This is a genomic window from Pseudomonas sp. TE36184 (assembly GCF_054060055.1).
Genome location: NZ_JBSSCU010000001.1, coordinates 5098232 through 5120796 on the forward strand (window position 1 = coordinate 5098232; position 22565 = coordinate 5120796).

Consider the following 22565-nt stretch of genomic DNA (forward strand, 5'->3'; position numbering starts at 1 on the left):
AGTGCTCGTAATGAGGCCAATCCGTTCACTCGTGATCAATATCCAACTTCGCAAACGTCACCTTCGCCCCTTCCTTGCTATCCCCGCTGTTGTCCTGCACATACGCCCCCGCCTTGAAATACAGCGGCTTGCTGCCCCAGGCCGCGCCAATGCGCTCGTTCCACTGCCCGTCGGCGGCTTCCACACTCAGCAACCCGGCTTTGTTGAGGTTGATCACGTAGGTAAAACTCTTCTCCAGCGGCACATTGGAGGCGACGATGATCACCCGGCTTTCATCGTCGTCCGGGCGCATGCGGACCTTGGCGACGATGTTGCCGGTCTGGGTTTTTTCCTTGAACTGGTATTCCACCTTGATCAAGGGTTTCTGGCTGTCGTAGGCGTGGATCTGGCCGATGACGATTTTCCCGGAGGAGGGCACCTGGTTGACGGCCAGCGTGGCGCGCAGATAATTGTCGGCTTCGGGGTAGGTCCAGTTGCGCAGGCGCCCGTCGGCGTAGGTTTCGCGCAGTTCGCTGCGGGGGTAAATGGCGTTCTCGGTGCGTGTGCCGGTGACGGGTGTCCAGAATTGCACGTTGCTGCCTTCGGCCTGGAAATATTGGTCATTGAAGCCGCTCATCAGCTTCGGGGTGTCGATGGTCGCGGGAGGCGAGCCGACCGGAATGCTCAGGTTCCAGGTGGAAAGATCAATCATGGCGTAGGCCTTTTTACAGATAGGTATAGGCTTTGGCCCTTGGGCCAGACAGCATCTTTATAGGCGGTAGTCCGCCGCTTGTTAATGAATGCCTGGCAAGTTATTGGCGCCAAGGGAATGTCAAAAAGCCATGTTCCCCATGAACCGTGGGCTGCAGGGGTTGACCGTTAGTCGGCTTAGCAGTCTTTGGTGCGATGATGGCACCCGCTTCACTTCTGATTTTTGGGAACCAAGGCTAGAGTGAGACCTCAGTGCTTGCCCGGGTTTTCTGTCAGAACTGACCGGTGCGGCACCTTAAGGAAGAGACGTAGCATGGAATGCGCTCCACACCAAGGCGATGGCGGTTCGGTTCTTCTGGTGGTCGATGACTACCCGGAAAATCTGATTAGCATGCGCGCCCTTTTGCAACGTGATGACTGGCAGGTGGTGACCGCCGGTTCCGGCCTGGAGGCTCTGGAACTGTTGCTCCAGCACGAGGTAGACCTGGTGCTGCTCGACGTGATGATGCCCGGCATGGACGGTTTTGAAGTCGCCCGCCTGATGCGCGGCAGCCAGCGCACGCGCATGACGCCGATCATCTTTCTCAGCGCGAATGCGCAATCGCCGGCCGCCGTGCTGGAAGGTTATGCCAGCGGCGCCATCGATTACCTGTTTAAACCCTTCGACCCGCATATCCTCAAACCCAAGGTCCAGGCGTTGCTGGAGCAGCAGCGCACCCGTCGGGCGTTGCAGCGCCTGAGCCATGACCTGGAGTCCGCCCGCGCCTTCAATGCCTCGGTGCTGGACAACGCCGCCGAAGGCATCCTTGTGGTGAGTGATGCGGGCGTGATCGAGTACGCCAACCCGGCGATTTCGCGCCTGCTCAATGCCACGCACGATGAGCTCAAGGGCAAGGATTTTTTGAGTTTCCTGCAAAAACCCCATGTGCCTGCCTGGCTGGAATCGCAGATGTACGCCGGTTTCCGTCAAGGCCAAACCTGGCGTTTGCATGATGCGATCTTGCGTACCGGCCGCGGTCAGCAGGTGCCGGTGGCGCTCTCTTGTGCGCCGTTGCCCGCCGAGCAGAAGGCCATGGTGGTGACCGTGCTGGACATGTCCGAGGTCTGCCACCTGCATCAGCAACTGGAGTTCCAGGCGGTGACCGACCCGCTGACCGGGTTGTTGAACCGCCGTGGCTTTTACCAGGCCGTGGAAAACTCCCTGCTGCGCAGCGATCGCACCGAGCAGTCGCTGGTCTTGTTGTACCTGGACCTCGACGGCTTCAAACGGGTCAACGACTCGCTGGGGCATGACGCGGGTGATCGGGTGCTGCGCTGGGTTTCGGAACAGTTGCAGAGCTGCCTGCGTTCCTACGACATTCTCGGACGCATGGGCGGGGATGAATTCACGGCGTTGTTGGAGCTGGAGTTCCCCGAACAGGCGGCGAAGATTGCGGAAAAACTGATCGAGCGGGTGTCTGTTTGCCAACAGGTGGATGGCTTGGAGGTGATGCTCGGGGTCAGCATCGGCATCGCGACTTTTCCGGATTGCGGCTCGGACTTGGGCGGCCTGTTGCGTGCGGCTGATATCGCCATGTATGAGGCCAAGCGTGCGGGGCGTCAGCAATATCGCTATTACGATCAGGAAATGAACGGTCGCGCCCGCTCGCGGCTGATGCTCGAGGACAGCGTGCGCAACGCCATCCAGAACAAGGATTTCACCCTGGTGTACCAGCCCCAGGTGTCTCTGGAGGACGGCCATCTGCGCGGCGTCGAGGCGTTGTTGCGCTGGCAGCACCCGAGTGTCGGCGATGTACCGCCGGGGCTGTTTTTGCCGCTGCTGGAAGAGGCGCGGCTGATCAGCCAGTTGAGTGCCTGGATCTACCACCAGGTCGCCGCTCAGCGTCAGGTGTGGCAAGCCATGTTCGAGGATGAACTGGTGTTGAGCGTGAGCCTGAGCAGCAGCCAGTTCAACATGCCCAACCTGGCGAGCCAACTGCAGCAGGTACTCGACCGACATGGGTTGCAGGGGCGCCAGTTGGAGGTGGAAATCGGCGAGGACAGCCTGATGCATAACCTCGAAGCGTCCGCCAAGCAGTTCAAGTTACTGCGCGCGGTGGGGGTACGCATCGCCCTGGATGACTTCGGTTCCGGCCACTGTTCCCTGGCCCATCTGCGCGACCTGCCATTCGACACGCTCAAGCTGGACCGCCAATTGGTCGCGGGCCTGCCGGGCTCGGCGCGGGATGCGGCGATGGCCCGCAGCATTATCGAGTTGTGCGGGCATTTCGGCGTGCTGGTAGTCGCCGAGGGCGTAGAGACGCTGGAGCAAGCCCAGTGGCTCAAGGCCAATGGTTGCCCGTTTGTCCAGGGGCCATGGGCGGCCCCACCGTTGATGGCCGGGGCGGTGGTCGACTGGTTGCGCGCCCGTTCCTGCTGAATTCGCTACACTGGCGCCCATTCGAACCCTGTTGCAGACCTCAATGACCGCGCTGAAATACCTCCAGGCCTATCCCGCTGCCCTTCAGGAGCAAGTGCGCCAACTGATCGCCAAGGACCAGTTGGGCGCCTACCTGGAGCAGCGTTACCCCGAACGTCACGCCGTGCAGAGCGACAAGGCCCTGTATGCCTACGCGCTGGCCTTGAAGCAGGAGCACCTGCGCAACGCGCCGGCTATCGACAAAGTGCTATTCGATAACCGCCTCGACCTGACCCACCGCGCCCTCGGCCTGCACACCACGATTTCGCGGGTGCAGGGCGGCAATCTGAAGTCCAAGAAAGAAATCCGGATCGCCGCGCTGTTCAAGGAGGCCGCCCCGGAATTTCTGCGCATGATCGTGGTACACGAACTGGCGCACTTCAAGGAATCGGACCACAACAAAGCGTTCTACAAACTCTGTGAGTACATGATGCCGGGCTACCATCAGGTGGAATTCGACCTGCGCGTGTACCTCACGTATCGCGACCTGCAGGGCAAACCCTGACTTTCCAAGGCGGTTGACCATGGATGTGAGCAAGACCAAGAGCAGCTTCTACCGCCGCCTGTACGTGGCGTATCTGATCGACAGCGAGCAGGCCAGCAGCGTGCCGGCGCTGACCGAGGTGACGGGCATGCCCCGGCGCACCGCGCAGGACACGATTGCGGCATTGGCGGATCTGGATATCGTCTGCGAGTTCGAGCAGGAAGACGGCGCGCGCAATCATGCGGGGTGCTATCGGATTCGCGACTGGGGCGCGATCGATCGGCGGTGGATCGAGGCGAATCTGGCGTCGATCAAACAGGTCTTGGGTTATCCCTGAGGCTTGGCGGTCGCTGGGCTGACGCGGTGGGGCCATCAGGCGCGCCGCATGCCGATGTGCGGAATGTCGTCCTCAAGGTATTCCTCACCCGCCACCAAAAAACCATACCGCGCGTAATACCCCTGCAAATGCGCCTGGGCTGAGAGAAAGATCGGCGTCTCTGGCCAGATATCGTCAATCTGCTTGAGCGTTTCTTCCATCAGCAGATGCCCCAGCCCGGTGCCGCGTGCCATCGGTGCCACGATCACCCGGCCGATCACCACATCCCCGGCCTGGGTCTCCGGGTCCAGCAGGCGCAGGTAGGCCACCAGGTCATCGCCTTTCCAGGCCATCAGATGGTGGGTATCGCCTTGCAGGTCCTGCCCGTCGATGTCCTGGTAGACGCACTTTTGCTCGACAACGAAGACCTCGCTGCGCAGGCGCAGAATGGCGTACAGCTGCTCCTTGCCCAGGTCGTTGTGATGTTTGCAGACCCATTCGACTGTCATGGTGTGATTCTCTTGGAAGTGTCTGTCCCGGATAGTAAGCGCGGCGGGCACTTCTGTCTAAATCGGTTGTTTGGAACAGTGACGTCAATCTGCCATCATTGTATGCATTCAGCGGCGGGTTCTTTGTGTAATCTGAGCTACTGTTACATCCTCAGGTACCGCCTGAGCCAGGGCCACCGCCTGCCTGCCAAGGACTTTAAGCATGCCGCGATTTTCTCGTGCCGTTGCTTTGATTGGAATGTTGTTGCTGGCCCAGCCGGCGTTCGCACAGCGTCTGCGCCTGGTGGCGGATGCCTGGCCACCCTTTACCGATGCCACCTTGATCAATGGCGGGCTGGCTACCGATATTGTCAGCACAGCCTTGGCCCGCGCCGGTTATGCCAGTGATTTCGAGCAGGTGCCCTGGGCTCGCGCGTTGATGGGCGTCGGCGATGGGCGCTACGACGTGGTGGTCAACGCCTGGTATGACGAGGCCCGCACGCGCCTGGGGCAGTTTTCCGCTGAATACCTGATCAACCGCCTGGTTTTTATCAAGCGTCGCGACGATCCCATCGAGTTCCAGAACCTTGAGCAACTGCACGACTATCCCATCGCCGTGGTGCGGGGGTATGCGTATTCCGCGGCGTTCGACCAGGACACGCAGTTACAGAAAGTCCCGGTACACAACTTCGCCATGGCGGTGCGGATGCTCGTTGCGCGCCGGGTACGCCTGACGGTGGAGGACGAATTCGTTGCCCGTTATTACCTGGCGCAGGAGTCGGCGCGGGTGCGCAATGCGGTGGAGTTTTTGCCGCAGCCGTTGAGTGAAAACAGCCTGCATATTCTGGTCAGCCTGAAGCACCCCGAGCATGAGCAGATCGTTGCCGGTTTTGACCGCGAGATTGCCAAGATGAAGGCCGATGGCAGTTATGCGCGGTTGATGAAGCAGCACGGCATGTAGTGGCCTACGCCGCGCTGGTGTCTTTGATCAGGTGGGCCGCCAGGGTGCGCAACGGCCCCAACTGCCGGCAAATCAACGCCAGTTGCGTCTGCACCAGACGTTGCCCCTCATCGATCTCTTCCGGCATCTGTTCCAGCTCCGCAGCCAAGGCTTCCTCGGCATCGCTCTGAATCGAGATCGGCTGTTTATTGGCCAGCCCCGTGGCGATTTCGTCGATGCTCGCCGCCAGGGTTTTCCCCGCGCCGTCGATCAAGTGCTCGCGCACGTCGGCCGGCAGTTGGGTTTCGCGGTGCGCGCCGAGCCCCGACAGGTAGCTGAGCAAGGTGTGGGACAGCACCAGGAAGCGGAAGCCCACGTCGGCCTCCTTACGGAACTGCCCCGGCTCCATCAGCATATTCGCCAGGGTGGTGGACAGCGCCGCGTCGGCGTTGTGCGCGTTGCGTCGGGCCAGGCGGTAAGCCAGGTCGTCGCTTTTGCCGGCGGCGTATTGCTGCATGATTTGGCGCAGGTAGATGCTGTTGCAGGTCAGGGTATTGGCCAGCACTTTGTTCAGGCGCCGGCCTTGCCAGTCCGGCAGGAACAGGAACACGGTCAGGCCGGCAATCACGCTGCCGATCAAGGTGTCGAACAGGCGTGGCAGGAACAGCCCGTAGCCATCGCCCACCTGGTTGAAGCAGAACAGCACCATCAGGGTGATCGCCGCGGTGGCCAGGGTGTAGCGGGTGGTGCGGTTGATAAAGAACACCAGGCCCGCCGCGATGGCGAACATCGACTGCACCAAGGCACTGGGGAACAGGTCGAACAGCGCCCAGGCCACGGTGAGCCCGATGGCTGTGCCGATGATCCGCTGGCCGAGCTTGCGCCGGGTGGCGCCGTAGTTGGGCTGGCAGACGAACAGGGTGGTGAGGATGATCCAGTAGCCCTGGGAAGCGTGGATCGCATGCAGGGTGCCATAGCCGATGGTCAACGCCAGGGCCAGGCGCAAGGCGTGGCGGAACAGCAGCGAAGTCGGCGTGAGCTGGGTGCGCAGGCGCGTCCACATTTCCTTGAGGTTGCGTGGGGCGCGGTCAAGCAGGTTGCTGTCGCTGGCGTCGGCCAGGGCGTCCGGGTTGCTCGCGTCGCCCAGCAGGCGGTCGAGGGTCGACAGGTTGGCCGCCAGCGCACGCAAGGAACGCAGCAGGCCGCGCCAGGCCGGGTTGCTCTGGATGCGCAGGTGTTCCATGGAGGCGTTCAGGTCGCCCAAGGCTTCGGCGAAGCTGGCGTCATAGATGAACGGCTGGCGCAGTTGGATCGATTCGGCCAGGGCCTCGCAGGCCTTGCCTTGCTGGCGCAGCAGGCGCTGGCAGCGGAACAGCACATCGCTGTGGAAGAAGGCCTCGGCCAGGGCGTTGTAGGGATAGTGCGACGAGCTGGCGCGTTCGTGGATGTCCTGGGCCAGGAAATACAGCTTGAGGTAACGACTGACCTTGGAGCCCGGCCGGCCATTGCCGACGCGGTGCAGGATGATTTCCTTCGCCGCATTCAGCGCGGCCACCACCCGGCCGTTTTGCTGGGCCAGCTCCAGGCGGCGCGCCTCCACGTTCAACTGGCGGATCGGCTCGAACAGCGACGATTTGAGCTTGAGGTAATGCCCCAGTTCGCGAAACAACCGCGCCAGGCTCTGCTGCACCGGCTGGTTGGAAAACAGCACCTGCCACAGCACCGACAGCGCACCGTACCAGGCGGCGCCGGCCACCAGCAGCAGCGGTTCGTGCCAGAAGTCCGTGACGGCACCGCCGCGCTGGTCCACGCCGATCATGGTGTAGACCGACAGGATCAAGGTGGCCGACGCAATCGCGCCATAACGCTCACCGAGGGCGCCGAGCATGGTCAGGCCGAAACTCGCCAGGGCCAGGGCGACCGCGAAGGCCCAGGGGTAGGGGAACAACAGCTCCACCGACAGCGCGGCAATGCTGAAACACACCAGCGTCACCGCCAGGGCGTTGAGGCGGCCTTGCCAACTGTCGTCGGTCTCGGCCAGGGCACTGGCGATAATCCCCAGGAACAGCGGGATCAGCAGTGTCATTTCATCCTGATACCAGCACAGCGTCATGCTGCCGGTGAGGGCGATGAATACCCGAACGCTGTAACTGAATTTATCCAGTGCCCATAGGCGCCGCATGGACTGCTTGAACGAGGTCGATGACATGAAGGCTGGAGTCTTCCGGGACGATGCCGCTAAATTGAGCTATCAAGGACGCTGCGGCAAGGGTGGTGATCACATCACTGCACAAAATTTCTCCCGGGCACACTGAAAATCAAAATGTGGGAGGGGGCTTGCCCCACCTCCCACATTTTTACCGCGTTGTGTCAGACGTATTGCGCGGCGGCGTAGCCCGACGCCCAGGCCCACTGGAAGTTGAAGCCGCCGAGGTGGCCGGTCACATCCAGCACTTCGCCGATGAAGTACAAGCCCGGGCTTTTCAGCGATTCCATGGTCTTGGACGACACTTCCCGCGTATCCACGCCGCCCAGCGTCACTTCGGCGGTGCGATAACCTTCGGTGCCTGCCGGTACCAATTGCCAGCTCGCCAGTTTTTGCGCGATGTCGGCCAGTTCGGCGTGGGTGTACTGCTTCATCGGCTTGGACACGAACCAGGTTTCTGCCAGCAGGTTGGCCATCTTCTTGGTGAAGATTTCACCCAGCAGGGTTTTCAGCTCGCTGTTGGGACGCTCGGCTTGTTGCTGTTGCAGCCAGGCGTGGGCGTCGTGGTCGGGCAGCAGGTTGATCTCGACCGTGTCGCCGGACTCCCAATAGGAGGAAATCTGCAAAATCGCCGGCCCGCTCAGGCCGCGATGGGTAAACAGGAGGTTCTCGCGAAAGCTCTGGCCGTTGCAGCTGACCAGGCAATCGACCGACGTGCCGGATAACTCGCCGCACAGCTCCTTGAGCTGGTCGGTGATGGTGAACGGCACCAGCCCGGCGCGGGTCGGCAGCAGTTCGTGGCCGAATTGCCTGGCCACCTGGTAACCGAAGCCGGTCGCGCCGAGGGTCGGGATCGACAGGCCGCCGGTGGCGATCACCAGGGATTCGCAGCGCAGCTCGCCCAGGGTGGTCTGCAACTGGTAGCCGCTGTCGAGCTTGGCGATGGTTTCGATCGAGGTGTCCAGGTGCAGGCTCACGCCGGTCTGGATGCACTCGTCGAGCAGCATGCCGAGGATGTCGCTGGATTTGTTATCGCAGAACAACTGGCCGAGCTTCTTCTCGTGGTACGGCACGCCGTGCTTGGCCACCAGGCCGATGAAGTCCCATTGGGTGTAGCGGGCCAGGGCGGACTTGCAGAAGTGCGCGTTGTGCGAGAGGAAGTTCGCCGGTTCGGTGTACATATTGGTGAAGTTGCAGCGACCGCCGCCGGACATCAGGATCTTCTTGCCGGCCTTGTTCGCGTGGTCGATCAGCATCACCTTGCGCCCACGTCCGGCGGCGGTCAGAGCACACATCAAGCCTGCGGCGCCGGCGCCAATGATCACAACTTCGGTCGAGCGCAAAACGGTGTCCTCATCTATGAATCAGTACGATCCCTGTAGGAGCGAGCTTGCTCGCGAAAACCCCATAGACGACACGGGCTACCTGATAGCGCAGCGTGATCGTTGAGGTTTTTCGCGAGCAAGCTCGCTCCTACAAGGGTGGTGGGTTTTTTACAGGATCCGCACGCGCAGCGAGCGGCCTTTGATCTTGCCGTCGTTCAGGCGCTGCAGCGCCTGCTTGGCGACGCTGCGTTCCACGGCCACAAACGCCTGGAAATCGAAGATCGCGATCTTGCCGACCTGGGCCCCCGGAATACCGGCTTCACCGGTCAGTGCGCCGAGGATGTCGCCCGGACGGACCTTGTCTTTACGGCCGGCGGCGATGCACAGGGTGCTCATCTGCGGCAGCAGCGGGCCACCGCTCTGTGGCTTGAGGTTGTCCAGTTGGTCCCAGTTCAGCGGCGACTTCTGCAGTTGCTCGATGGCCTGGGCGCGGTGCGCTTCGGACGGCGCCACCAGGCTGATGGCGATCCCGGTCTCACCGGCACGGCCGGTGCGGCCGACGCGGTGGATGTGGATTTCCGAGTCGCGGGCCAGTTCGACGTTGATCACCATGTCCAGCGAATCGATGTCCAGGCCGCGGGCGGCGACGTCGGTGGCGACCAGTACCGAGGTGCTGCGGTTGGCGAACATCGCCAGCACCTGGTCGCGGTCACGCTGTTCCAGGTCGCCATGCAGGCCGACGGCGGAGATGCCTTTGGAGGTCAGGTGGTCGACGGTTTCCTGCACTTGCTGCTTGGTGAAGCAGAACGCCACGCACGAGGCCGGGCGGAAGTGCGCGAGGACTTTGGTGACGGCCTCCATGCGTTCTTCCGGCGAGATCTCGTAGAAACGCTGCTCGATCTGGTCGTCGGAGTGGAACGCTTCGGCCTTCACTTGCTGCGGCGCGCGCATGAATTTCGAGGCCAACTGCTTGATGCTCACCGGGTAGGTGGCCGAGAACAGCAGGGTCTGGCGGCGGGCCGGGGTCTTGCTGATGATGTCTTCGATGGCGTCGTAGAAACCCATGTCGAGCATGCGGTCGGCTTCGTCGAGGATCAGCGTGTTCAAGCCGTCGAGCACCAGCGAACCCTTGCGCAGGTGTTGCTGGATGCGGCCCGGGGTGCCGACGATGACGTGGGCGCCATGTTCCAGGGAGGCGATCTGCGGGCCGAGGGACACGCCGCCGCACAGGGTCAGCACCTTGATGTTGTCTTCGGCGCGGGCCAGGCGACGGATTTCCTTGGCCACCTGGTCGGCCAGCTCGCGGGTCGGGCACATCACCAGGGCCTGGCAGCCGAAGTAGCGCGGGTTGATCGGGTTCAGCAGGCCGATGCCGAACGCAGCCGTCTTGCCGCTGCCGGTCTTGGCCTGGGCAATCAGGTCCAGCCCCTTGAGGATCACCGGCAAGCTCTGCGCCTGGATCTGCGTCATCTCGGCATAACCCAGCGAGTCGAGGTTAGCCAGCATGGCGGCGGAGAGCGGCAACGTATTAAAAGCGGTGGCGATGGTGGTCACGGGACTGGCTCTGCAAAAACAAAATGTCGCGCAGTGTAGCAGTCCCGTGGGATTTTCCCTGCAAGTTCTCGACGAGACGCCTGCTAGTGTTCGATGTCGTGTTCGCGGCTGCCGATGCGTTTGCCGTCTTTTGGCGACAGTTGCAGGAAGATCGCCGCCGCCAGCATTGCCATGATGCCCACGGTGAGGAAGGTCAGCTGGAAGGCGCCGAGTACCGTGCTCACGCCGTCATTGCCCGATTCGGCGGTGAACCCGCCGAGCAGCGCACCGGCGCAGGCTACGCCGAGGCTCAGGGACAGTTGTGCCACCACCGACAGCAAGCTGTTGCCGCTGCTGGCCTGGGCATCGTCGAGGTCGATCAGGGTAACGGTGTTCATCGCGGTGAACTGCAAGGAGTTGATCGCCCCGAGTATCGCCAGCATGCCCAGCAGCAGCGGGTAGGGCGTCTGTTCGCTGACCAGGCCCATGCTCGCCAGCATCAGGCCCAAGGCCAGGGTGTTACCGGTCAGCACCACGCGGTAGCCCAGGCGTTCGATCAACGGCCGTGCAACCGACTTGGCCAGCATCGCCGCCGCCGCCAGGGGCAGCATGCTCATCCCGGCCTGGGACGGTGAATAGCCCAAGGCCACCTGCAACAGCAACGGCACCAGAAACGGCAAGGCGCCGCTGCCCAGGCGTGCGAACAGGTTGCCCAGGATGCCCACCGCAAAGGTACGGGTCTTGAACAGCGCCGGCGCAAACAGCGGGTTATCGATATGCCCGGCGCGCAGCCAATAGGCCGCCAGGCAGGCCAGCCCGCCGAACAGCAGCAACATCACCCGCAGGTGCGGCAGGTGCAATTCGCCCAGGCCTTCCATGGCGATGGTGATCAACACCATCGCCGCGCCGAACAGCAGGAAGCCGATGCCGTCGAACCGCGTGCGCTCGCTGCCGCGCAGGTCGGGGATCAGTTTCCACACGGCGTAGCAGCCGATCATGCCCACCGGCAGGTTGATCAGGAAGATCCAGTGCCAGGTCAGGTATTGCACCATCCAGCCGCCCATGGTCGGGCCGAGCAACGGACCGAGCAGGCCTGGGATGGTGATGAAGCCCATGATCCGCACCAGCTCGGAGCGCGGATAAGCGCGCAGCACCACCAGCCGGCCGACCGGCAGCATCAGCGCACCGCCCAGGCCCTGGACCACCCGCGCGCCGACGAGCATGGTCAGGCTGCTGGACAGCGCGCACAGCAGCGAGCCGATGCTGAACAGCATGATCGCGCCAAAGAAGATTTTCTTGGTGCCGAAGCGGTCGGCGATCCAGCCCGACGCCGGGATCAGCAAGGCGACGGTGAGCATGTAGGCGATCACCACCCCTTGCATGCGCAGCGGGTTTTCCGCGAGGTCCCGGGCCATCGCCGGCAGTGCCGTGTTGAGAATCGTCCCATCCAGCGATTGCATGAAGAAGGCAATCGCGACCACCCAGGGGAGCCAGCGGGCGGTCTTGGCATCGAGAGGGGCGCGATTTGGCATGGGATCCCTTTTGTTAGGAGGCTATGTGTCGGCGATTATGCGCCATTCGTCGCTCCTTTTCCCACTGAAGGTTCGTCTACATCCGACAACATCGCGTGCTCGCCCACCAGGAAGTCCAGCAGCGCGCGATGTACCGCCCGCGCCGCTTCGCGGGACTCCAGGTCGAGCAGATGCCCGGTATGTTCGGCGACGGCAAAGCTGCTGCGGCCTACGTAGTGCTGGAACAGTCGGGCCTCGGCGGCCGGGGTGTATTCGTCCAGCGTGCCGTTGAGGAAATGCACCGGTGTTTCGATCCGGCTGAGCTGTGGCAGGTAGTTGCCATCGCCCAGCGCCAGCACCTGATGGATATGAAAGCGCGCCTGGCGGTATTCGGTGGTGGCCATGTTCGACAGGTGCCGATGGTTATTGCGCTTGAGTCGCGGCGACAGGTATTTGCCCACGGTGTCGTTGAGCAAGTGGCCGACGGCGGATTTGTCGTCGGCTTCGATCAGCACGCGCACCCGCTCCACATAGTCGAGCATCGCCTGGTTGAGGTTCGGCGCCAGCGCCATCACCACCGAGCTTTCGATGGAGGGCGGGTTGTGTGCCAGGGTCAGCAGCGTGGAGATGCCGCCCCACGAGGCCGACACCAGGTGGTTGACCTGGAAGCGCTCCACCAGCGCCCGCAGGATTTGCACTTCGTCGTCCTTGGTCACCAGGTCCAGGTCGGTGTTGTGCTCGCGTGAATAGCCGGAGAACGGTAAATCGAACAGCAGCACATTGAAATGCTCGGCCAGGCATTTACTGGTGCGGGCGAAGGAGCGCGTGGTGGATAGCGCGCCATTGACCATCAGCACGGTTTTCTTTTGCGGATGGTGACCTAGTTGCTCAACATGAACGTTGTAGTGCTTGAACAGCTTTTCTATGACAAAACTTCCATGGTTCATGTCAATGCTCCAGCTTGCCTTTTCCCGGGCGAGGTCATGCATCACGTGCGGGCACGTGGGTTAGGTGGCGGGGTGCCACTAACCGTTATAACGGGGTTTTTTACAGGCGACAACCGGCCTTGGGCGGGCGGTGAGAGAGGTCTGATTTAGCTGTAGGACATGTCGAAACAAGATGTCTGAAATCAACACAAAACAATGTGGGAGGGGGCCCCCTCCCACAAGCAGACTACTGTCGGTCAGAGGGTCAGGGTCAGGCGCTTGACCAATGCCCCCGGCAACAGATTGGACGCGGTGTTGCGCTGGCTGTAGGTACTGGCCGACAGCAACAGTTCGCGCTCTGCGGTCAGCGCTTCGAGTTGTGAGCCGAGCAGGCTGTAGACGCTGTCATCGAAGCGCATGGTGCTGACCGGCGCCTTGATCTCGCCGTCTTCCACCCAGAACGTGGCGAACCGCGTCATGCCGGTCAGGCGCGCTGCCGGCAGGTCGGAATAGTTCAGGTACCACAGGTTGCTGATGTACAGCCCGGTGCCCAATTGCTTGAGGATATCGGCCTGGGCCAGGCTGCCCGCCGCCATCTGCAACGCGCTGGGGGATTCGTCGCTGCTGGCTCCGTTGGTGCTGAGGCCGTATTCGGCGGCGCTGCGCGAATTGACCAGTTGGCCGGCGCCCTGGCCGGCGTTGATCAGCGTGACGTCACTGCACGGGTAGCCTTCGCTGGAGAACGCCGGGCTCAGCGAGCCGCTGATGTGCTCATCCACCGTCACCAGCGTGCTCAACGCCTGCTCGCCGGCATACAGCCGCTGTAGCGAGCTGCTTTTGCTGGCGATGGCCTGGGCGGAAAAACCGCCCCAGGTGATGATGCTGATGATTTCTTCCAGGGCCGCCGGCGCCAGGTAGGCGCGGTACTCGCCGGGCGCCAGCTTGTGCAGTGGCCGTCCGAGGAATTCCAGCTGTTCGCGAGCCTGCTGGAAGCGGCGGGCGAACTCGGCGCTGTTCCATTCATTGCCGGCGTAACTGGCTTTGACCGCTTCGCCGTTGGCGTGGAACAGGCTGAAGTCGAAGTTGAAACTATTGGCCTGATGCCAGCCGAACGCGCCGTCCGAACTGGCGAAGCCACGGCTGATCGGGCCAGCGGCGTAGAAACCGACCAGATCGACGCCGTGTGCCGCCTGGCTGATGTCTTCCAGCACCTGGCCCAGCTCGGGCAGCGGCCGGGCCTGTTCGTTTTGGCTCTGCCACGCGTTGTGGTTCAGCAACAGGTACGGATCGTGTGGCAGCAACGGCAAGGTTTCGCGCAGTTGTTGCAGGCCAGCGGCGAGGCGCTGGCGGTCCAGCTCCGGCTCGCCGCCGAGGGTGATGCCGAGGTCGGCGTGGCGGCCATCGTTGATCAGTTTGAGGGTCAGGCTGGCCTGTTGCACCTGCCCGGCCTGACGCACCTTGGCGTGGTTGAAACGCACGAATTCGGACGATTCCGCGGCGTAGCCCAGGTGAAATTGTTCTTTGTCGGTGAGGGCCTGCTTGAGCCACTCCACCAATGCCTTGAAGTTGTTCATCAGGCGTCTCCCCCAAATACGTCGACATGGCTGAATACACAGGCGGGCGAGGCATGGCCGACGCGGATCACCTGGTTGGGCTCGCCTTTGCCGCAGTTCGGCGTGCCCAACACCTGGAAGGTGCTGGCGTCGCCCACGGCGCTGAGCTTGCGCCAGAACTGCGCGGAAATGGCGCGGTAGTTGGGGTTTTTCACCACGCCTTTGAGTTCGCCGTTTTCGATCAACTGGCCCCATTCGCAACCGAATTGGAATTTATTGCGCGCGTCGTCAATGGACCACGAACGGTTGGTCGACATCAGGATGCCGTGTTCGATGCCGCCGATCAGTTGCGCCAGGTTCTGGTCGCCGGCCTCGATGTTCAGGTTGGCCATGCGGTCGATCGGCGGGCGGTTCCAACTGCTGGCGCGGCTGTTGGCGACGCCGCTCATGCCTGCGCGAAATTGCGACAACGCCCCGCCCAGCGGCTTGAGCAGCAGCCCCTCGCGGATCAGGAATTGCTTGCTGGCCGGGGTGCCGTCGTCGTCGTGGCCGTAGCTGGCCAGTTGTTCGGGGATGTCCGGGTCGAAGGTCACGTTGAGCAGTTTGGAGCCGTATTGCAGGTGGCCGAAGTCGCTGGCCTTCACAAAACTGGTGCCGGCGTAATTGCGCTCGTCACCGAGGATGCGGTCGAGTTCCAGCGGATGGCCGATCGATTCGTGGATCTGCAGGATCATCTGGTCGGGCATCAACAGCAGGTCGCGCGGGCCCTGCGGCGTGTTCGGCGCCAGCAGCAGTTGCAGGGCTTCGTCGGCGATGCGCGGCGCGGCGCCGACCAGGCCGAAGCGCTCGATCACATCAAACCCGCCTTGCTGGCCGAAGTTGCTGCCGCCGAGGGTGCGCGACTGGCTGTCGTTGCCGTCGTAGGCCGTGACGTTGACGCCAGGGAACACAAAACGCTGGGCCTGGCGCAGTTCCGCGCCGGCGCTGTTGAGGTAGATCTGTTCGACGTGGCTCAGGCCGAGGCTGACTTCCCAGTTCACCAGGCGCTCGTCCCGGGGCACGGCTGCGGATTCAGCGCCGAGCAATTGGTAGCAGTCGCTCAAGGAGGGGAAGGCTTGCTCAAGGTGGGGCGACAGGTAATCGGCGACGTCGCTGGACACGTGTTGCTCGCGCAGGTCGAGCAGGGCGTGGGGTTTTATCAGGCGTGCTTGCTGTTCGGCACGCTCGAGCGCAGCTTGCAGGCCGGGCAGGGAAATATCGTGGGTCGCGGCGTAGGTTTCGACACCGTTGACGCGCACGGTGAGCATGGCGCCTTCGTCGTGGTTCAGGTGCGGCGGTGCGGCGACGTTCTTGCGCACCGACAGGTAGTGGCCGGATTCGCGCACGTAACGCAGGGAGAAAAACTCGGCGGTGGTGCGCAGGGCACTGAAATGCTTTTTGAGTGTGGCGTGGTGTTCGAACATGGGGCCTTCCTTGTGGGCGGCTCAGCGCGGGCAGACGAACAGAGTAGGCCTGGGCTGGGGAGCGGATCAAGGAGAGTGTAGGCGTAAGGTTTGCGGTGTTGGGTCGGGCCCTATCGGGGGCAAGCCCCCTCCCACATTTTGAATGTATTCACAAATCGAAGTGTGGGAGGGGGCTTGCCCCCGATAGGGCGACACGGTCTTCCAGTTACTGCGCAGTCGGCCCCACTTCACGCATCGGCTTGCCCCGCACTGGCGCATCGCCTGCCACGTAGTAGTCCGCGGTGCTGCGCGGCAGTGGCTTGCGGCCACGGATCTTGTCGGCGATTTTCTCGGCGATCATGATCGTCGGCGCGTTCAGGTTGCCGGTGGTGATGATCGGCATGATCGACGCATCGACCACCCGCAGGCCCTGCATGCCATGCACGCGGCCTTCGCCATCCACCACGGCCATCTCGTCGCTGCCCATCTTGCACGAGCAGGACGGGTGGAACGCGGTCTCGGCGTGTTCGCGGATGAACTGGTCGAGTTGCTCGTCGGTTTGCACCTCGATGCCCGGGCTGATTTCGCGGCCACGGAACGGGTCGAGCGCCGGCTGCTGCATGATTTCGCGGGTCAGACGGATGCCATCGCGAAATTCCTGCCAGTCCTGCTCGGTGGCCATGTAGTTGAAGAGAATGCTTGGGTAGTCCCGAGGGTTCTTCGACTTCAACTGCACGCGGCCACGGCTCGGCGAACGCATGGAGCCCATGTGCGCCTGGAAACCATGCTCTTTCACGCCGTTGCTGCCGTTGTAGTTAATCGCCACCGGCAGGAAGTGGTACTGGATGTTCGGCCAATCGAAGTCTTCCCGGGTACGGATAAAACCGCCCGCTTCGAACTGGTTGCTGGCGCCGATGCCGGTGCCGTTGAACAGCCACTCGGCACCGATGGCCGGTTGGTTGTACCAGAGCAGCGACGGGTACAGCGACACCGGTTGGGTGCAGGCATATTGCAGGTACAGCTCAAGGTGGTCCTGCAGGTTTTCGCCGACGCCGGGCAGGTCGTGGACCACTGGGATGTCGAGGCTTTCGAGCAGTTTGGCCGGGCCGACGCCGGAGCGTTGCAGCAGTTGCGGAGAGGCGATGGCGCCGCTGCACACCAGCACTTCTTTACGCGCACGGGCTTCGACGCGTTCTTCGGCGGCGCCGATCAGGTAACGCACGCCGACCGCACGCTTGCCTTCGAACAGCACTTTGTCGGTCAGGGCGTGGGTGACGATGGTCAGGGTGGAACGCTTTTTAGCCGTGTCCAGGTAACCGCGTGCGGTACTGGCGCGCCGGCCGTTTGGCGTGACGGTACGGTCCATCGGGCCGAAGCCTTCCTGCTGGTAGCCGTTCAAGTCTTCGGTACGCGGGTAACCGGCCTGTACGCCGGCTTCGACCATGGCGTGGAACAGCGGGTTGTTGCCGGCCTTGGGTGTGGTCACGCTGACCGGGCCGTCGCCGCCGTGGTAGTCGTTGGGGCCGATGTCGCGGGTTTCGGCTTTACGGAAATACGGCAGGCAGTCGAGGTAGGTCCAGTCTTCCAGGCCGGGCAGTTTCGACCAGTTGTCGTAGTCCATGGCGTTGCCACGGATGTAGCACATGCCGTTGATCAGCGAGGAACCGCCCAGGCCCTTGCCGCGCCCGCATTCCATGCGACGGCCGTCCATGTGCGGTTCTGGATCGGTCTCGTAGGCCCAGTTGTAGCGACGGCCCTGCAGCGGGAACGCCAGGGCGGCGGGCATCTGGGTGCGGAAGTCGAGACGGTAATCCGGGCCGCCGGCTTCCAGCAGCAGGACGGTGACGCCTTCGTCTTCGGTCAGACGGGTCGCCAGGGTGTTACCGGCGGAGCCGGCACCCACAATGATGTAGTCGTATTCTTGGGACATTGAATGCACCCTCTTTGAAGTGTGGTCAGGTCGGGCCTCATCGGGGGCAAGCCCCCTCCCACATTTGATCGGGTTTACACAGTCAAGGGTGGGAGGGGGCTTGCCCCCGATAGCGGCCTCACAGGCAACGCAAGGCTCAGGCTTTAGAACACCGAGGCGTAATCGCCCAACTCGACCTGTACCGATTTGATGCGGGTGAAGTTGTTCAGCGAGCTGATCCCGTTCTCACGGCCCACGCCCGACTGCTTGTAGCCACCGACCGGCATTTTCGCGTCGGACTCGCCCCAGGCATTGATCCAGCAGATGCCCGCTTCCAGTTGATGAATCACGCGGTGGGCGCGGTTCAGGTCCTTGGTCACCAGGCCGGCGGCGAGGCCGAAGTCGGTGTCGTTGGCGCGGCGGATCACTTCTTCTTCAGTCTCGTAGGTGAGGATGCTCATCACCGGGCCGAAGATTTCTTCACGGACGATGGTCATTTCGTCGGTGCAGTCGGTGAACACGGTCGGGGCAACAAAGGCGCCTTTGGCGAAGTCGCCGTCGGTCAGGCGGTCGCCGCCGCACAACACGCGAGCACCTTCGGCCTTGCCCTTGGCGATGTAGCCGAGCACGCTTTCCATGTGGGCGAAGCTGACCAGCGGGCCGAAGTTGGTGTTGTCGTCCTGCGGGTCGCCGATGCGGATGCGCGCAACACGTTCGGCGATCTTGGCTTCGAACGCGGCTTGCAGGTGCTTGGGCACGAACACGCGAGTACCGTTGGTGCAGACCTGACCGGAGCTGTAGAAGTTGGCCATCATCGCGATGTCGGCGGCGCGGTCCAGGTCGGCATCTTCGAACACGATCAGCGGCGATTTGCCGCCCAGTTCCATGGTCACTTCCTTGAGCGAAGAGCTGGAGGCGCTGGCCATGACTTTCTTGCCGGTGTCGGTGCCGCCGGTGAACGAGACTTTCTCGATGCGCGGGTGCTCGGTCAGCCAGGTGCCGACTTCGCGGCCGCTGCCGGTCAATACGTTGAACACACCGGCCGGAACGCCGGCTTCGGTGTAGATCTCCGCCAGTTTCAGGGTGGTCAGCGAGGTGACTTCGCTGGGTTTGAAGATCATCGCGTTACCGGCGGCCAGGGCCGGTGCGGATTTCCACAGGGCGATCTGGATCGGGTAGTTCCACGCGCCGATACCGGCGACCACGCCCAGCGGCTCGCGGCGGGTGTAGACGAACGAGGTGTCGCGCAGCGGGATCTGCTCGCCTTCGATGGCTGGCACCAGGCCCGCGTAATATTCCAGCACGTCGGCGCCGGTGACGATGTCGACGTACTTGGTTTCGGAGAAGGATTTACCGGTGTCCAGGGTTTCCAGGGCGGCCAGTTCGTCATTGCGCTCGCGCAGGATGTCGACGGCACGACGCAGGATGCGCGAACGCTCCATGGCGGTCATGGCGGCCCAGATTTTCTGGCCTTTTTCAGCGCTGACCACGGCACGTTCAACGTCATCGAACGTTGCGCGTTGCACTTGGGCGAGAACTTCACCGTTAGCCGGGTTGATGGCTTCGAAGGTGGCATCGCTGCCAGCGTCGCTGTAGCCGCCGTCAATGTAGAGTTTTTGCAGGTCGAAACGGGCCATAAAGTCCTCGCAAGTGCATAAGTGGTTGGCGTTAACCACTGAGGGGTGGCCAATAAGAGTCTGGCAACACCGATCAGTGGAGGTTCAGGGGTTGAGCGGTTATGTGTGCTCTAACTCACCTGCTTGGCCAATTGGAAATCCATGTATTCGTAAGCGATCCGTTGCGCCTGCGCCGTGTCGAATTCATCTCCCGACAGGGCGCCGCGCAACCACAAACCGTCGATCAAGGCCGCCAGGCCTCGGGCTGCGCTGCGTGCATCCGGCAGCGGCAACACGCGGCGGAACTGGCAGCACAGGTTGGAATACAGGCGGTGATCGTTGATCCGCTGCAACCTGTGCAAAGACGGGTGGTGCATGCTGGTCGCCCAGAAGGCCAACCAGGTTTTCATTGCCGGGCCGTTGACCTGGCTGGCGTCGAAGTTGCCGCCGATGATCACTTGGAGGTGCGCCCGTGGCGTGTCCTCCGTCAACGCTTGTCGCCGCTCGTGGACGTTCTCGATCAGCACATTCATCAAGTACCGCATTGTGGCCGCGATCAGGCCGTTCTTGTCCTTGAAGTAGTGACTGATGATGCCGTTCGAAACGCCGGCCAAACGGGCGATCAGCGCAATGCTGGCATCTCCCATTCCGACTTGATCGATGGCCGTCAGCGTGGCTTCGATCAGTTGTTGGCGGCGTATGGGTTGCATACCGACCTTGGGCATGGAGTACCTCTCCTCAGGCCTGCCGGCGGGCGATGACGTCCGTCGACTCGATGGCCAGTCTATTTTGTTTTGATTGAACGTTCAATCAACAAAGAATAAGCTCTGCGACAAATGGTCGCTGCCTGCCGGTATTTCCTACAGGTAGGTGGCGACATCTGACACCTGTGAAAACCCTTGAAACAGGCCATTTCAGAGCCTGAACACCGCTTCGGCGGGCTCAAGAATTTTCGGGGTGTCTTTATAACACCCGTCCGTCGACTGCCGAAAAATCGATGAGCACGGGATCACCGCTGCCTTGTGTTTCTCTCTCGCACTGCCTGGAGCATCTGCGCCATGAGTTCTGCCTCTCTAATAAAAACCCCACCGGAAAAGGTGCGGGTCAACGGTTGGGTGTTCTACACCTCCACCGCACTGATTCTGTTGCTGACCGCCATTTTGATCATCGCCCCGCAAGAGGCCGGCCGGATGCTCGGCGTGGCGCAGGCGTGGTTATCGAAAAGCTTCGGCTGGTACTACATGCTGGTGATCGCGGCCTACCTGGTGTTCGTGGTCGGCCTGGCGTTTTCGTCCTACGGCAAGTTGAAACTGGGCAGCAAGGACGACACCCCGGACTTCAGCTACGGCGCCTGGGCCGGCATGCTGTTTTCGTCGGGTATTGGCATCTCGTTGCTGTATTTCGGCGCATCGGAGCCGTTGGACCATTACTTCAACCCGCCCGAAGGCGCGGCCGCCAGCAACGGCGCGGCGCGCCAGGCGCTGCAATTGACCTTCCTGCACTGGGGCCTGCACGGCTGGGCGATCTATGCGCTGGTCGGCCTGGCCGTGGCGTACTTCGCGTACCGCCATAACCAGCCACTGGCCCTGCGCTCGGCGTTGTACCCGCTGGTGGGCGAGCGTTGGGTCAAAGGCGCGGCCGGCCATGCGGTGGACGGGTTCGGCATGTTCGTGACCCTGCTGGGCCTGGTGACCAACCTCGGTATCGGCGCGATGCAGGTGTCGTCCGGCCTGGAAAACCTGTTTGGCATGCAGCACAGCAACACCAACCTGCTGATCGTGATCATCGTGATGAGCACTGTGGCGACCATTGCCGCCGTGTCGGGGGTGGAGAACGGCATTCGTCGCCTGTCCAACCTCAACATCGTGTTGTTCAGCGGTTTGCTGATCTTCGTGCTGTTGTTCGGCCCGACCCTGCACCTGCTCAACGGCCTGGTGCAGAACACTGGCGACTACCTCAACGGCATCCTCCTGAAAACCTTCGACCTGTATGTGTACGAAGGCGACGCCGACAAGACCGAACGCTGGATGGGCCTGTGGACCCTGTTCTACTGGGCCTGGTGGATTTCCTGGGCGCCGTTCGTGGGCATGTTCATCGCACGGATTTCCCGGGGCCGCACAGTGCGTGAACTGGTGGCCGGCGTGCTGCTGATCCCGCTGGGCTTCACCCTGGCCTGGTTGTCGATCTTCGGTAACTCGGCGCTGGACCTGGTGTTGAACCAGGGCGCGGTGGCGTTGGGCAAGACGGCGCTGGAACAACCGTCGATGGCCATCTACCAATTGCTGGAGCATTACCCTGCGTCGAAAATCGTCATCGGCGTGTCGATCTTTGTCGGCTTCGTGCTGTTCCTGACCCCGGCGGACTCCGGCGCGGTGATGATGGCCAACCTGTCCTGCAAAGGCGGCAACGTGGACGAAGACGCGCCGCACTGGCTGCGGATCTTCTGGTCGGCGGTGATCACCCTGGTGACCATCGGCCTGCTGTTTGCGGGTAACTTCGAAGCCATGCAAACCATGGTGGTGCTGGCGGGGCTGCCGTTCTCGGTGGTGCTGATTGTCTTTATGTTCGGTTTGCACAAGGCGATGCGCCAGGACATGGCGACGGAACTGGAGCAGGCGCAATTGGCCGAGCGTGGCCGTCGTGGTTTCAGCGAGCGCTTGACCGCCCTGGACCTGCAACCGAGCCAGGCCACGGTGCAGCGCTTTATGGACAAGCACGTCACGCCGGCACTGGAAGACGCGACGAAAGCGTTGCGCGACCAGGGGCTGGAGGTGCAGACCCTGTTGGGCAAATCCAAGCGTTGCATCGGCGTGCGTATCGAGATGGAAGAGGGCAACCCGTTTGTCTACGAAGTGAGCCTGGACGGCTACGCGGTGGCGTCGGACGAACTGCCCGAGGCGGAGCGCGCCCGTTACTACCGGGCCGAGGTGTACCTGCACAACGGGCCTCAGGAGTACGACCTGATGGGCTTCGCCCAGGAGCAGATCACCCGGGACGTGCTCGATCAGTTTGAAAGCCATCGGCAGCTCCTTGGCCGTGTCTATAGCTGATGGTTGAAGCCTGGTGGTGTCCCCACTGACACCACTGGGGCAAAAAATGTGGGAGGGGGCTTGCCCCCGATTGCAGTGTGTCAGTCAGCTCGTCTGTTACTGATACACCGCTATCGGG

Annotated in this window: 17 protein-coding genes; 5 read left to right on the forward strand and 12 right to left on the reverse strand. The window is 62.3% G+C overall.

The window, feature by feature from the left end:
• Window positions 1-25 precede the first annotated feature (25 nt).
• Complete coding sequence (locus ACVWZP_RS22940) at window positions 26-691, reverse strand: polysaccharide lyase family 7 protein (RefSeq protein WP_046381787.1); 666 nt, start codon at window positions 689-691, stop codon at window positions 26-28.
• 312 nt (window positions 692-1003) lie between these two features.
• On the opposite strand from ACVWZP_RS22940, the gene ACVWZP_RS22945 reads away from it, so the two are divergent.
• From ACVWZP_RS22945 to ACVWZP_RS22955, 3 genes are read left to right on the forward strand one after another with little or no spacing between them, the layout of a single operon-like run.
• Complete coding sequence (locus ACVWZP_RS22945) at window positions 1004-3109, forward strand: putative bifunctional diguanylate cyclase/phosphodiesterase (RefSeq protein WP_108524897.1); 2106 nt, start codon at window positions 1004-1006, stop codon at window positions 3107-3109.
• Window positions 3110-3152: 43 nt separating this feature from the next.
• The gene (locus tag ACVWZP_RS22950; protein WP_010207148.1) at window positions 3153-3653 is read left to right on the forward strand and encodes a M48 metallopeptidase family protein; all 501 of its coding nucleotides are present in this window, start codon (window positions 3153-3155) and stop codon (window positions 3651-3653) included.
• A 19-nt stretch (window positions 3654-3672) separates the two neighbouring features.
• A complete protein-coding gene (locus ACVWZP_RS22955) occupies window positions 3673-3969 on the forward strand; it encodes a winged helix-turn-helix domain-containing protein (RefSeq protein WP_046381788.1) in 297 nt (98 codons plus the stop codon).
• 35 nt (window positions 3970-4004) lie between these two features.
• On the opposite strand, the gene ACVWZP_RS22960 is transcribed toward ACVWZP_RS22955, so the two are convergent.
• Entirely contained in the window at window positions 4005-4457 is a 453-nt protein-coding gene (locus ACVWZP_RS22960; protein WP_017844948.1) for a GNAT family N-acetyltransferase, read from the reverse strand.
• Window positions 4458-4659: 202 nt separating this feature from the next.
• Here ACVWZP_RS22960 and ACVWZP_RS22965 point away from each other — a divergent pair, with 202 nt between their 5' ends.
• Entirely contained in the window at window positions 4660-5397 is a 738-nt protein-coding gene (locus ACVWZP_RS22965) for a substrate-binding periplasmic protein (RefSeq protein WP_177031772.1), read from the forward strand.
• Window positions 5398-5401: 4 nt separating this feature from the next.
• On the opposite strand, the gene yccS is transcribed toward ACVWZP_RS22965, so the two are convergent.
• The 10 genes from yccS to betI all read right to left on the reverse strand — a co-directional run bounded on the left by yccS (window position 5402) and on the right by betI (window position 20122).
• Window positions 5402-7585, reverse strand: a complete 2184-nt coding sequence (yccS, locus tag ACVWZP_RS22970; RefSeq protein ID WP_079444853.1) for a YccS family putative transporter — start codon at window positions 7583-7585, stop codon at window positions 5402-5404.
• A 161-nt stretch (window positions 7586-7746) separates the two neighbouring features.
• Complete coding sequence (locus tag ACVWZP_RS22975) at window positions 7747-8925, reverse strand: BaiN/RdsA family NAD(P)/FAD-dependent oxidoreductase (protein WP_126585132.1); 1179 nt, start codon at window positions 8923-8925, stop codon at window positions 7747-7749.
• Window positions 8926-9075: 150 nt separating this feature from the next.
• Window positions 9076-10413, reverse strand: a complete 1338-nt coding sequence (dbpA, locus tag ACVWZP_RS22980; protein ID WP_231590016.1) for an ATP-dependent RNA helicase DbpA — start codon at window positions 10411-10413, stop codon at window positions 9076-9078.
• A 131-nt stretch (window positions 10414-10544) separates the two neighbouring features.
• On the reverse strand, window positions 10545-11972 hold the full coding sequence (mdtD, locus tag ACVWZP_RS22985; RefSeq protein WP_017844943.1) for a multidrug transporter subunit MdtD: 1428 nt from the start codon (window positions 11970-11972) through the stop codon (window positions 10545-10547).
• A gap of 35 nt (window positions 11973-12007) precedes the next feature.
• On the reverse strand, window positions 12008-12898 hold the full coding sequence (locus ACVWZP_RS22990; RefSeq protein WP_017844942.1) for an alpha/beta fold hydrolase: 891 nt from the start codon (window positions 12896-12898) through the stop codon (window positions 12008-12010).
• A 236-nt stretch (window positions 12899-13134) separates the two neighbouring features.
• Window positions 13135-14451 (reverse strand): TldD/PmbA family protein, encoded by a 1317-nt coding sequence (locus ACVWZP_RS22995; protein WP_301555564.1) that lies wholly within the window; start codon window positions 14449-14451, stop codon window positions 13135-13137.
• Window positions 14451-15893 (reverse strand): TldD/PmbA family protein, encoded by a 1443-nt coding sequence (locus tag ACVWZP_RS23000; protein WP_046381792.1) that lies wholly within the window; start codon window positions 15891-15893, stop codon window positions 14451-14453. Before ACVWZP_RS23000 ends, ACVWZP_RS22995 begins: the two co-directional genes overlap by 1 nt.
• Before the next feature lie 205 nt (window positions 15894-16098).
• On the reverse strand, window positions 16099-17802 hold the full coding sequence (gene betA, locus ACVWZP_RS23005; RefSeq protein WP_046381793.1) for a choline dehydrogenase: 1704 nt from the start codon (window positions 17800-17802) through the stop codon (window positions 16099-16101).
• A 143-nt stretch (window positions 17803-17945) separates the two neighbouring features.
• The gene (gene betB, locus ACVWZP_RS23010; RefSeq protein ID WP_017844938.1) at window positions 17946-19418 is read right to left on the reverse strand and encodes a betaine-aldehyde dehydrogenase; all 1473 of its coding nucleotides are present in this window, start codon (window positions 19416-19418) and stop codon (window positions 17946-17948) included.
• 110 nt (window positions 19419-19528) lie between these two features.
• Window positions 19529-20122 carry a transcriptional regulator BetI gene (gene betI, locus ACVWZP_RS23015; RefSeq protein ID WP_017844937.1) on the reverse strand — a complete coding sequence of 198 codons (594 nt, stop codon included), beginning with the start codon at window positions 20120-20122 and terminating at the stop codon, window positions 19529-19531.
• 390 nt (window positions 20123-20512) lie between these two features.
• On the opposite strand from betI, the gene ACVWZP_RS23020 reads away from it, so the two are divergent.
• Window positions 20513-22447 carry a BCCT family transporter gene (locus tag ACVWZP_RS23020; RefSeq protein ID WP_301556663.1) on the forward strand — a complete coding sequence of 645 codons (1935 nt, stop codon included), beginning with the start codon at window positions 20513-20515 and terminating at the stop codon, window positions 22445-22447.
• Window positions 22448-22565: the final 118 nt, after the last annotated feature.

Excerpts from the sequence above, each read along its gene's own strand:
- ACVWZP_RS22940 (WP_046381787.1), bottom strand. The coding sequence starts at position 691 with ATGATTGATCTTTCCACCTGGAACCTGAGCATTCCGGTCGGCTCGCCT.
- ACVWZP_RS22945 (WP_108524897.1), top strand. The coding sequence starts at position 1,004 with ATGGAATGCGCTCCACACCAAGGCGATGGCGGTTCGGTTCTTCTGGTG.
- ACVWZP_RS22950 (WP_010207148.1), top strand. The coding sequence starts at position 3,153 with ATGACCGCGCTGAAATACCTCCAGGCCTATCCCGCTGCCCTTCAGGAG.
- ACVWZP_RS22955 (WP_046381788.1), top strand. The coding sequence starts at position 3,673 with ATGGATGTGAGCAAGACCAAGAGCAGCTTCTACCGCCGCCTGTACGTG.
- ACVWZP_RS22960 (WP_017844948.1), bottom strand. The coding sequence starts at position 4,457 with ATGACAGTCGAATGGGTCTGCAAACATCACAACGACCTGGGCAAGGAG.
- ACVWZP_RS22965 (WP_177031772.1), top strand. The coding sequence starts at position 4,660 with ATGCCGCGATTTTCTCGTGCCGTTGCTTTGATTGGAATGTTGTTGCTG.
- yccS (WP_079444853.1), bottom strand. The coding sequence starts at position 7,585 with ATGTCATCGACCTCGTTCAAGCAGTCCATGCGGCGCCTATGGGCACTG.
- dbpA (WP_231590016.1), bottom strand. The coding sequence starts at position 10,413 with ATGCTGGCTAACCTCGACTCGCTGGGTTATGCCGAGATGACGCAGATC.
- mdtD (WP_017844943.1), bottom strand. The coding sequence starts at position 11,972 with ATGCCAAATCGCGCCCCTCTCGATGCCAAGACCGCCCGCTGGCTCCCC.
- ACVWZP_RS22990 (WP_017844942.1), bottom strand. The coding sequence starts at position 12,898 with ATGAACCATGGAAGTTTTGTCATAGAAAAGCTGTTCAAGCACTACAAC.
- ACVWZP_RS22995 (WP_301555564.1), bottom strand. The coding sequence starts at position 14,451 with ATGAACAACTTCAAGGCATTGGTGGAGTGGCTCAAGCAGGCCCTCACC.
- ACVWZP_RS23000 (WP_046381792.1), bottom strand. The coding sequence starts at position 15,893 with ATGTTCGAACACCACGCCACACTCAAAAAGCATTTCAGTGCCCTGCGC.
- betA (WP_046381793.1), bottom strand. The coding sequence starts at position 17,802 with ATGTCCCAAGAATACGACTACATCATTGTGGGTGCCGGCTCCGCCGGT.
- betB (WP_017844938.1), bottom strand. The coding sequence starts at position 19,418 with ATGGCCCGTTTCGACCTGCAAAAACTCTACATTGACGGCGGCTACAGC.
- betI (WP_017844937.1), bottom strand. The coding sequence starts at position 20,122 with ATGCCCAAGGTCGGTATGCAACCCATACGCCGCCAACAACTGATCGAA.